Source organism: Actinocorallia longicatena (genome assembly GCF_039534125.1).
Classification (GTDB): domain Bacteria; phylum Actinomycetota; class Actinomycetes; order Streptosporangiales; family Streptosporangiaceae; genus Actinocorallia; species Actinocorallia longicatena.
The window spans coordinates 244,441-253,405 of the sequence record NZ_BAAAUV010000001.1 but is presented as its reverse complement, the minus strand read 5'-3'; the positions used below and the strand labels follow the sequence as shown (position 1 = coordinate 253,405).

8 protein-coding genes are annotated in these 8,965 nt (G+C 69.2%); 3 read left to right on the top strand and 5 right to left on the bottom strand.

The genetic code is table 11. The features are described 5' to 3' along the window. Positions 1-1,211: tyrosinase family protein (locus ABD785_RS01115; protein WP_344821215.1), on the bottom strand; the 1,211-nt coding region annotated here is incomplete at its 3' end. A 246-nt stretch (positions 1,212-1,457) separates the two neighbouring features. On the opposite strand from ABD785_RS01115, the gene ABD785_RS01110 reads away from it, so the two are divergent. Next, positions 1,458-3,704 (top strand): ATP-binding cassette domain-containing protein, encoded by a 2,247-nt coding sequence (locus ABD785_RS01110; RefSeq protein WP_344821214.1) that lies wholly within the window; start codon positions 1,458-1,460, stop codon positions 3,702-3,704. 30 nt (positions 3,705-3,734) lie between these two features. Next, positions 3,735-4,280, top strand: coding sequence for a GNAT family N-acetyltransferase (locus ABD785_RS01105; protein ID WP_344821213.1), 546 nt, complete (start codon positions 3,735-3,737; stop codon positions 4,278-4,280). Between the two features lie 73 nt (positions 4,281-4,353). Here ABD785_RS01105 and ABD785_RS01100 read toward each other — a convergent pair whose 3' ends face one another. Both ABD785_RS01100 and ABD785_RS01095 read right to left on the bottom strand, forming a co-directional pair. Next, positions 4,354-5,742 (bottom strand): FAD-dependent monooxygenase, encoded by a 1,389-nt coding sequence (locus ABD785_RS01100; protein ID WP_344821774.1) that lies wholly within the window; start codon positions 5,740-5,742, stop codon positions 4,354-4,356. Positions 5,743-5,744: 2 nt separating this feature from the next. Beyond that, positions 5,745-7,124: an MFS transporter gene (locus ABD785_RS01095; protein ID WP_344821212.1), complete on the bottom strand. Its 1,380-nt coding sequence runs from the start codon at positions 7,122-7,124 to the stop codon at positions 5,745-5,747. 64 nt (positions 7,125-7,188) lie between these two features. Here ABD785_RS01095 and ABD785_RS01090 point away from each other — a divergent pair, with 64 nt between their 5' ends. Beyond that, positions 7,189-7,479 carry an ArsR/SmtB family transcription factor gene (locus tag ABD785_RS01090; protein WP_344821211.1) on the top strand — a complete coding sequence of 97 codons (291 nt, stop codon included), beginning with the start codon at positions 7,189-7,191 and terminating at the stop codon, positions 7,477-7,479. Positions 7,480-7,491: 12 nt separating this feature from the next. Here ABD785_RS01090 and ABD785_RS01085 read toward each other — a convergent pair whose 3' ends face one another. Together ABD785_RS01085 and ABD785_RS01080 are read right to left on the bottom strand one after the other, a co-directional pair. Further along, positions 7,492-8,223: an SRPBCC family protein gene (locus tag ABD785_RS01085; RefSeq protein WP_344821210.1), complete on the bottom strand. Its 732-nt coding sequence runs from the start codon at positions 8,221-8,223 to the stop codon at positions 7,492-7,494. Beyond that, complete coding sequence (locus ABD785_RS01080; RefSeq protein WP_344821209.1) at positions 8,220-8,810, bottom strand: ArsR/SmtB family transcription factor; 591 nt, start codon at positions 8,808-8,810, stop codon at positions 8,220-8,222. The genes ABD785_RS01085 and ABD785_RS01080 overlap by 4 nt, the downstream gene beginning before the upstream one ends. Positions 8,811-8,965: the final 155 nt, after the last annotated feature.

Below are 8,965 nucleotides of genomic sequence, written 5' to 3'. Positions count from 1 at the left end.
GAGTTCCTGGGGAAGGTGTTCTCCCCGAGGGGGAACCAGTTGGTCCACTGCCCGGGGTGGCCGGGGTCGGGGAAGTAGGTGGTCCAGGCCCGGCCGTCGAGGCCGATGGTGTAGAGGCTGGTCGCGCCGGGCCCGGTGCTGAGCGCCGTGACGGGCGTTCCGGGCCGGAAGACGTTGTCGGCGAGGGGGAACCAGCCGGTCCATTGGTCCGGATGTTCCGGGCTGGGAAAGAAATTGGTCCAGACGCGTCCGCCGCCGTGTCCTTCGTCTGATCCGACGAGGTAGAGGCTGGTTCCTCCCGGGGTCGTGCTGATCGCTGTGATCGCGGAGTTCCTGGGGAAGGTGTTCTCCCCGAGGGGGAACCAGTTGGTCCACTGCCCGGGGTGGCCGGGGTCGGGGAAGTAGGTGGTCCAGACCCGGCCGTCGAGACCGATGGCGTAGAGGCTGGTCGCGCCGGGAGCCGTGCTGAGCGCCGTGACGGGCGTTCCGGGCCGGAAGACGTTGTCGGCGAGAGGGAACCAGCCTGACCATTGATCTGGGCGTTGTGCACTGGGATAGAAATCGGTCCAGACGCGTCCGCCGCCACGGCCCTCGTCCAATCCGACGAGATAGAGACCGGTACCACCGGGAGTCGCGCTGACAGCCCATTTCCCATTGATCGGCGGATTCGAGGAGCTCGTGCACGACAGCCAGTCATCATAGATGTCGTCGACGAACGCGTGCCAGCACCAGAAGATGACCGCCGAGGGCGAGATGCTCAGCCAGCGCATCGCACCGCCGATCTCGACATGGACGGAGTCATGCCAGGACGTCGTCTGCGTCGCCAGAGCATCACCACTCGGAATGCGGCAGATCTGGGGCACCGAAATCGATTGCGGCCTGGGCAGCCGAGGATTCAGGTTCTCCAGCGGCGGCCGAGGGACCCTGTCGTCCTGGGGCTTCACACCGGACAACTCGACGGGAATCTCCGTCGCCGGATCCCACTTGGGCAGCGGAACGAACCGCTCCTCCTTCAGCTGAAGAAGGAACGCCTCAAGTTTGCCGACGAAATCCCGATGCCTGATGAAGAACTTCTCACTGTTGGCATGATGCCAATCATGGCCGTTGGCATGAACACCGACCACCACGTCATTGATGTACCTGAAGATCAGGTTGCCGAGGTCCCTGCGCTCCTGCTGAGTCAGATCGCGAACATCGCGCCTTCTGGCCATGATTCTCCCCGAACTCCGAGCATGATTCCACGAGACGAATACCCGGCCTGGCCTTGCGCATTCATTCCCAAAGAGGCTTGGGCACAAAATTACCAATTCCCAATAATTCGCCCAAGTGCGGGAGGAGTGGTCGCCGTGGAGTGATCCTCGGCCCGGCACCGACGGCAGGACCCTCCCGGCAGGGGGCGATTCTGTCGGAGGCGCTTGATAGCAATGGGGGTGCAGCCGCGCCGAACGGGGAGAAGCATGATCGACAGCATTCTGATCAGGGGAGCACGGGAGAACAACCTCAAGGACGTGTCCCTGGAGATCCCGAAGAACAAGATCGTGGTTTTCACGGGGCCGTCCGGGTCGGGCAAGTCGTCGATCGTGTTCGACACCGTCGCCGTGGAGTCGCAGCGGCAGCTCAACGACACCTATCCGCCGTTCGTGCGCCGGTTCATGACCAAGTACGAGCGCCCGCACGCCGACGCGATCGAGAACATCTCGCCCGCGATCGTGGTCGACCAGAAGCCGATCGGCAGCAACTCCCGCTCGACCGTCGGCACGATGACCGACATCCACCCGCTGCTGCGCGTGCTGTTCTCGCGGATCGCCGTCCCCGGCGCGGGCAGCCAGGGCTACTACTCCTTCAACCTGCCGCTCGGCATGTGCATGGAGTGCGAGGGCATCGGGCGCACGGTCAGGGCCGACCACGAGCGGCTGCTCGACCTTGAGGGCAGCCTCAACGACGGCGCGTTCCGGCTGAGCCTGATGGGTTCGGCGTTCTACACCGCCTCCGGGCTGTTCGACAACGACAAGCCGCTGAAGGACTACACCGAGACCGAGATGCGGCTGCTGACGCGCGGCGACCCCGACAAGAAGATCAAGTTCAAGTGGGTCACGCCCGACGGCACCGTCAACGTCAACTACGAGGGCCTGTTCGACCGGTTCAACCGCCTCTACCTCAACCGTGACCTGTCGACCCACAGCGCCCGCACGCGGGAGGCCGTCGAGCCCTACATCGTCGAGGGGCCCTGCCCGGAATGCGAGGGACAGCGGCTCAACGCCTCGGTGCGGGCGTCGCGGATCAACGGCAGGAACATCGCCGACTTCTGCGCGCTCGAGGCGTCCGAGCTGGTCGAGGTCCTACGGGAGATCGACGACCCGGTGGGCGGGCCGCTCGCCGCCACGGCCGCCGAGGCCCTGCAGCGGATCGTCGACATCGGCCTGCCCTACCTGAGCCTCGACCGGGAGACCTCCTCGCTGTCCGGAGGCGAAGGCCAGCGGCTCAAGATGGTGCGCCACCTCGGATCCAGCCTGACGGGCCTGATCTACATCTTCGACGAGCCGAGCGTCGGCCTGCACCCGCGCGACGTGCACCGGCTGAACAACCTCCTCGTCGACCTGCGCGACAAGGGCAACTCGGTGCTGGTCGTCGAGCACGATCCCGACGTCATCGCGGTCGCCGACCACATCGTCGACATGGGCCCGCACGCCGGATCGCACGGCGGCGAGCTGGTCTTCGAGGGCAGCGTCGGCGAGCTGGCCAAGGCCGACACCCTCACCGGCCGCTACCTCAGCCGCGGCGTCACCGTGAACCGGGAGCCCCGGGCCGCCACGGGCGCGTTCGAGGTGAAGGGCGCCTCGCTCCACAACCTCAAGGACATCGACGTCAGCATCCCGAAGGGGATCCTCACCTGCTTCACCGGTGTCGCGGGATCCGGCAAGTCCTCGCTGGTCTCCGGTGTCTTCACCGCCCGGTACCCCGAGGCGATCGTGGTCGACCAGAAGGCGCTGACGGCCAGTTCACGGTCCACCCCGGCCAGCCACATGGGCATCTACGACCCGATCCGCCAGCTGTTCGCCAAGGCCACCGGCGAGAAGCCCGGCATGTTCAGCTTCAACTCCACCGGCGGCTGCCCGTCCTGCCAGGGCCGCGGCACCGTGACGGTCGAGATGGCCTTCATGGACCCGATCACCACGGTCTGCGAGACCTGCGAAGGCCTCCGCTTCGCGCCCCAGGTCATGGAGCTCCGATTCCGCGGCAGATCCATCATCGACGTCCTGGCCCTCACCGCCGAGGACGCCCGCGAGTTCTTCACCGAGAAGCGGATCCAGACCCAGCTCGCCAACGTCACCGAGGTCGGCCTCGGCTACATCACCCTCGGCCAGCCCCTCAGCACCCTGTCCGGCGGCGAGCTCCAGCGGCTGAAGCTCGCGGGCGAACTCCACAAGACGGGCAGCGTCTACATCCTCGACGAGCCCACCACGGGCCTGCACATGTCGGACGTCGACACCCTGCTGGGCCTGATGGACCGCCTGGTCGAGGGCGGCAACTCCCTCCTCGTCATCGAGCACAACCTCGACGTCATCGCCCACGCCGACTGGATCATCGACCTGGGTCCCGACGGCGGCAAGCACGGCGGCGAGATCGTCTTCGAGGGCACGCCGGCCGACCTGCTGGGCTCCACGGCCTCCCTCACCGCCGAATACCTCCGCAAGGTCACCTGAGCCGGTCCGCGAGTCTGGGAAGATCGTGCCGTGGAACCGGAGAAGATCGAACACACGGAGATCACGGCGGGTCTGTTCCATCTGCGCCCGCCGCGCCTCACCGAGGCCGAGGACCTGCTCGAGCTGGCGTCCGACCGCGACGTCACCGTCTTCACCCCCAGGCTGAAGACGGTGACCGACCTGGAATCCGCCCGCGCCATGTGCGAGAAGTTCGCCGACTGGACCGGCAGGGCGACCTTCTCGATCCTCGACGCCCCCACCGAGCGCTACATGGGCCACATCATGATCTTCGGCATCGACCGCGAGGACAGCGTCGCCGAGGTGGGCTACCGCATCGCCCCCTGGGCCCGGGGCCGCGGCGTCGCCTCAACCTGCCTGAGAGCCATCACCGGCTGGTCCTTCGCCACCCTGGACCTCCACCGCATCCACCTCCTCCACGCCCTCGACAACCCCGCCTCCTGCCGCGTCGCCCTCAAGAACGGCTACCTTCACGAAGGCACCCTCCGCTCCGCCTTCGTGGCCGGCGACGGCCTCCGCCGCGACGAACACCTCCACGCCCGCCTCATCACCGACTGACAGCGCGAAGCGGGCGCCGCGTGGAGGGCGAACGGGGCATCGGCCAGAAGTTCCGTGAGGGTCGCTGCCCGCATCATTTGCCGAACCAGCGCAGGAGGGCTCGGCGCAGGCCGTCCGGGCCGTCGGAACCGGTCCACACCGAGTAGCCGTCCGGGCGCACCAGAACGGGTTCGGTGGCCGGCTCCGGATGGATGCTCACGTGGTCGGCCCATGGTTCGGCGGTGGTTCGGAGGTCGGTTCGTGTGCTGTCCAGAAGGAGGACCGGGCGGCCGGGGCGCAGGAGTTCGGGATTGATGGGGGCCAGGGTGCCCGCGCCGGGGGAGCCGACGTCGTAGCGGATGCCGGTGCCGCTGATCATCTTGCTGAGGTGGGCGTTCGCCTCCGGGAGTTCCATCAGTTCGGCGAACAGGTCGCGCAAGGGGTCGATCCGGGGGTCGGGGTCGGCGAGGGCGTTCTGGGCCCGGACGTTCCACAGGACGCGGGCCGCCACGGGATGACGTTCGGAGTGGTAGGTGTCGAGTAGCCCGGTGGGGGCCCGGTTCGTGAGCTCGGCGGCGAGCTTCCAGCCCAGGTTCATCGCGTCCTCCAGCCCGGTGTTCAGGCCCTGGCCGCCCCACGGGAAGTGGACGTGGGCGGCGTCCCCCGCGAGCAGGACCCGGCCGTACCGGTAGGACTCGGCCTGGAGCGCGGCGTCGCCGAAGCGGCTGAGGTCGCGGCCGTCGGCCATCTCGACCGGCCGCCCCGCGATGTGCGACACCGTGTCGCGCATCTCGCTGAGGGTGACGGGGGCCGTCCGGTCGGGGTGCGGGCCGCGGAAGTCATAGGTCGAGAGCCGGGACCGGCCGTGGCCGCCCCAGACCAGGAGCCAGCCGCGCGGGGTGCGGTGCCAGCCACCGGGCAGCGGAGTGAGCAGCCGCACGTCGCCCATCAGCGCGGCGACCCCGGCGGGCGTCCCCGTGAAGGGGATGCCCGCCCGGTGGCGGACGGAGCTGCGCGCCCCGTCCGCCCCGACCACGTACCCGGCCGCCAGTTCGTAGGAGCCCGAGGGCCCCGCGACGGTCAGCGTCACCTTCGCGGAGTCCTGGACCAGCCCGGTCACCTCGTGTCCGCGCCGGAACTCCGCGCCCAGGCTCGCCGCCCGCAACGTGAAGACCCGTTCGGCGTGCGCCTGCGGGCTGCCGATCAGCACCGGCCCGTCCGGGACGACCGCGCCGAGGTCGAGGCCGAACATCCCCGAGAAGTGGAACCGGACGGGCGGCCGGGTCCGGCTGAGGGCCACCTCGTCCAGCAGACCGCGCCGGTCGAGGAGCTGGGCGGTGCGGGCGTGAAGGGTCCCGGCCCTGGACGCCACGCTCCTGACCGGCTCCTTCTCCAGCACGACGGCCCTGACTCCTTGCAGCCCGAGTTCGCAGGCGAGGAGAGCGCCCACGGGTCCACCCCCGACGATCACCACCTGCTCCATGGTCACGCCGCCAGATCGAGGGCCGGGGCGCGGTGCCGCCGGAAGGTCAGAGCGATCACCGAGCCGAGCAGGATGCCCGCTCCCGCCAGGTAGGTGGCGGTCCGCAGATCGGCCGCGAGGGTCCCGGAACCGAGCCCCGCCGCCGCGACGAGCACCGCGAGCCCGAGCGCGGCCCCCACCTGGAGCCCGGTCGAGGCCAGACCGGAGGCGATGCCCTGCTCGCCTGGATCGACTCCGGTCGCCGCCGCGATCCACATGGCCGTCCAGGTGACGCCCTGGCCGAGCGCCATCACCACGATCCCGGGCAGGACCGCCCAGTACGAGGCGTCGGCGGACATCCCGGCCGCCAGAATCGCGGTTCCGGCCGCCCCGGTGACCGTCCCGCCCAGGAGCGTCCCGCGCATCCCGATGCGCCCCGCCAGCCGAGCCCCCGCCTGGGTGCCGGCGGCGATCAGCAGGGCCGGGACGAGAAACGCGAGCCCCGTCAGCAGCGCGTCGTACCCGTGGACGGTCTGGAAGTACACGGTCAGGAAGAACGGCAGCGCGTTGAACGTGGCGCCGAACACCGTGATGAGCGCGACCGCCCCGATCAGGCTGCGGTTGCGGAGCAGGCGAGGCGGCATCAGCGGGTCGGCGCCGCGCTGTTCGACCGCCGCGAACCCGGCCAGCAGCACGGCCGCCGCGGCGAACGCGCCCAGGATCACCGCCGACGTCCAGCCGGACTCGGGCCCCTGGATCAGCGCGAACGCCACGAGCGTGATCCCCGAGGTGGCCAGTACCGCGCCGGGAAGATCGAAGGTCCTGCCGTGCTCTCGGGCCCCGTCGGCGGGCAGCAGAACGTAGGCGGCGGCGATGGAGACGGCCGCCAGGGGAACGTTCACGAAGAACACCGCGGACCAGCCGAAGGCGTCCGTGAGCACCCCGCCGAGCAGCGATCCGAGCGCGAGCCCGCTCGCACCGGCCCCGCTCCACACGGCCAGCGCCCGGTTCCGCTCGCCTCCTTCGGCGAACCGGGTGTTGATCAGCGACAACGTCGCGGGGAACAGCAGCGCCGCCCCCGCCCCCTGGACGGCCCTCATCGCGACCAGCAGGCCCGGGCTCTCGGCGAGCCCTCCCACCAGCGAGGAGACCGCGAACAGGAGCAGCGAGAGCACGAAGATCCGCCGCCGCCCGAGCAGGTCGGCGGTCCGCCCGCCGAGCAGCAGGAACCCGCCGTAGGTGACGGCGTAGGCGCTGGCCACCCACTGCAGGGTCCGTGCCGAGAAGTCGAGATCCGTACCGATGGCCGGCAGGGCGACGAACACGATGTTGAAGTCGAGCGACGTGATGAGCTGGGCGAACGCCAGCAGCGCGAGCGTCAGGCCGGTGCGTTGACGAGACAAGGCATCCCCAAAGTACGTATGTACGGTTTTCTCGAACAGTTCGAGATTAGCGTACAATGAGGGCATGCTCCACCCCGAACGCGAACAGATCATCCTTGAAGACGTCCTGGCGGCCCTGGGCCAGCCCGTCCGCCTCGGCGTCGTGCGCCGGCTCTCCTCGGGCGAGGAGAAGTTCTGCGGCGAGGTCGTTCAGGACGTGCCGAAGTCGACGATGACCCATCACTGGCGGATCCTGCGTGAGGCGGGCGTCATCCACCAGCGTCCCGAAGGGCGCAAGCTCTTCGTGAGCCTGCGCAGGGAAGACCTGGACGCCCGCTTTCCCGGCCTCCTGGACCTGGTCCTCAGGGCACGCTGACCATGGGCCCGGTCAGGGGAACAGGGTGGTGGTCCAGGTGTCCCAGAGCGGCTGGTCGTCACGGCCGTCGAAGCGCTGGTGGCCCTGGACGACGACGTTGCCACGGTCGGCGCCGGAGTGGATGAAGCGGTAGAGGCCGAAGGGGGTGCGGATGCCGAGGTTGACCGGGAGGTTGGTGTAGAAGACGGTGCCCTGTTCGCCGCCGGGGAGAGTGGCGGTGTCGCCCTCGGCGGGGGAGGCCGGCAGGGCGAGAGCGGTGGTCAGGATCTTCCAGGCGGTGTCGGGGTCGGCGGCGCCGGGGCGGAAGACCGTGACGACCGAAGGGGAGCGGCCGAAGAAGTGGGCGAGGTACTCCACGAGGGTGGCGTGGTAGATGCCCGAACCGGCCTTCATCGCCTCGAACTCGGTCTCCCAGTCGTCGCCGAGCATGCCGTTGTGGACGATGCGGAGGACCGAGGTGCCGCCCTTGGCCGCCTCGATGAGGTACTCGAAGGCCATGAACTGGCCGTCGGGGCCCTCCTCGGTGCGGGAGGCGAAGCGCTGGTTCGGCTCGTAGGCGGTGATGGTGGCGGACTCGCGGTGGCCCAGCATCACCAGATCGGCCTTGCCTCCCTCGTGCGCCTCGATCTCGCTGCGGCCCATGAACCAGGCGTCGAAGCCGGGACCGGTCGCGATCGCCTGCCACACCTGCTCGGGCGTGGCCTCGAGCGGAAGCTCGGTGATGAGTTCGAAGGGGTGGGTCATCCCTGGGTTTCCTTCATGCTCGGATGGACGGCGACGACGACCCTGTGGTCGCGGCCGTTCTCTGCGGAGGCGTCGTGGTACTTGCTCACGAGGGAGGCCACGGACGCGGCCAGCTCCTCGGCGAAGGCGGCCCTGTCGGCGGCCGAGGCGAACCGGATCTCGCCGTCGAGGGCGAAGGTGGCCAGCCGCTTCTTGGCCCGGGCGGCCCCCGTCATCAGCGCGCCGACATCACGCACCATCCGGGCGGCGACGGCCAGCAGCCAGCTCGCCGAGAGCGAGTCGGGCGACCGGGACGGATCGGGCTGCACCGAGGCGAGCGCGGTCGGCGAGATGACATAGGAGGACGCGGTCGCGCGCATGATCCGCTCGTTGACGTTCCCCTTGCGGCGCTCCTCGACGAGCTCGACCAGGCCATGAGCCTCAAGCGTCTTCAGGTGGTAGTTCACCTTCTGCCGGGGCAGTCCGACCTTGGCCGCGAGCATGGTCGCGGAGCACGGCTCGGTCAGCTCCGCGAGCAGCCGGGAGCGCATCGGGTCCAGCGAGACCTCGGCGGCCGCCGGGTCCTCGATCACCGCGACATCTTGCATCCCCCCAGGCAACCACCGACAAAACCATTTGTCAAGGCCGGTGGACTTGTCGGGACCGCAGCCTGTTCCAGTACGCAGTGACCGGAGCTGGACCGCGACGATCGCAGGTGGAGCCGGCAAAGACAACCGCATTGTCCTGGTACCGCTGCCACCTG

Bases quoted from the DNA above. Each gene is read 5' to 3' on its own strand.
- ABD785_RS01110 (WP_344821214.1), top strand. From the start codon at position 1,458: ATGATCGACAGCATTCTGATCAGGGGAGCACGGGAGAACAACCTCAAG.
- ABD785_RS01100 (WP_344821774.1), bottom strand. From the start codon at position 5,742: ATGGAGCAGGTGGTGATCGTCGGGGGTGGACCCGTGGGCGCTCTCCTC.
- ABD785_RS01090 (WP_344821211.1), top strand. From the start codon at position 7,189: ATGCTCCACCCCGAACGCGAACAGATCATCCTTGAAGACGTCCTGGCG.
- ABD785_RS01085 (WP_344821210.1), bottom strand. From the start codon at position 8,223: ATGACCCACCCCTTCGAACTCATCACCGAGCTTCCGCTCGAGGCCACG.
- ABD785_RS01080 (WP_344821209.1), bottom strand. From the start codon at position 8,810: ATGCAAGATGTCGCGGTGATCGAGGACCCGGCGGCCGCCGAGGTCTCG.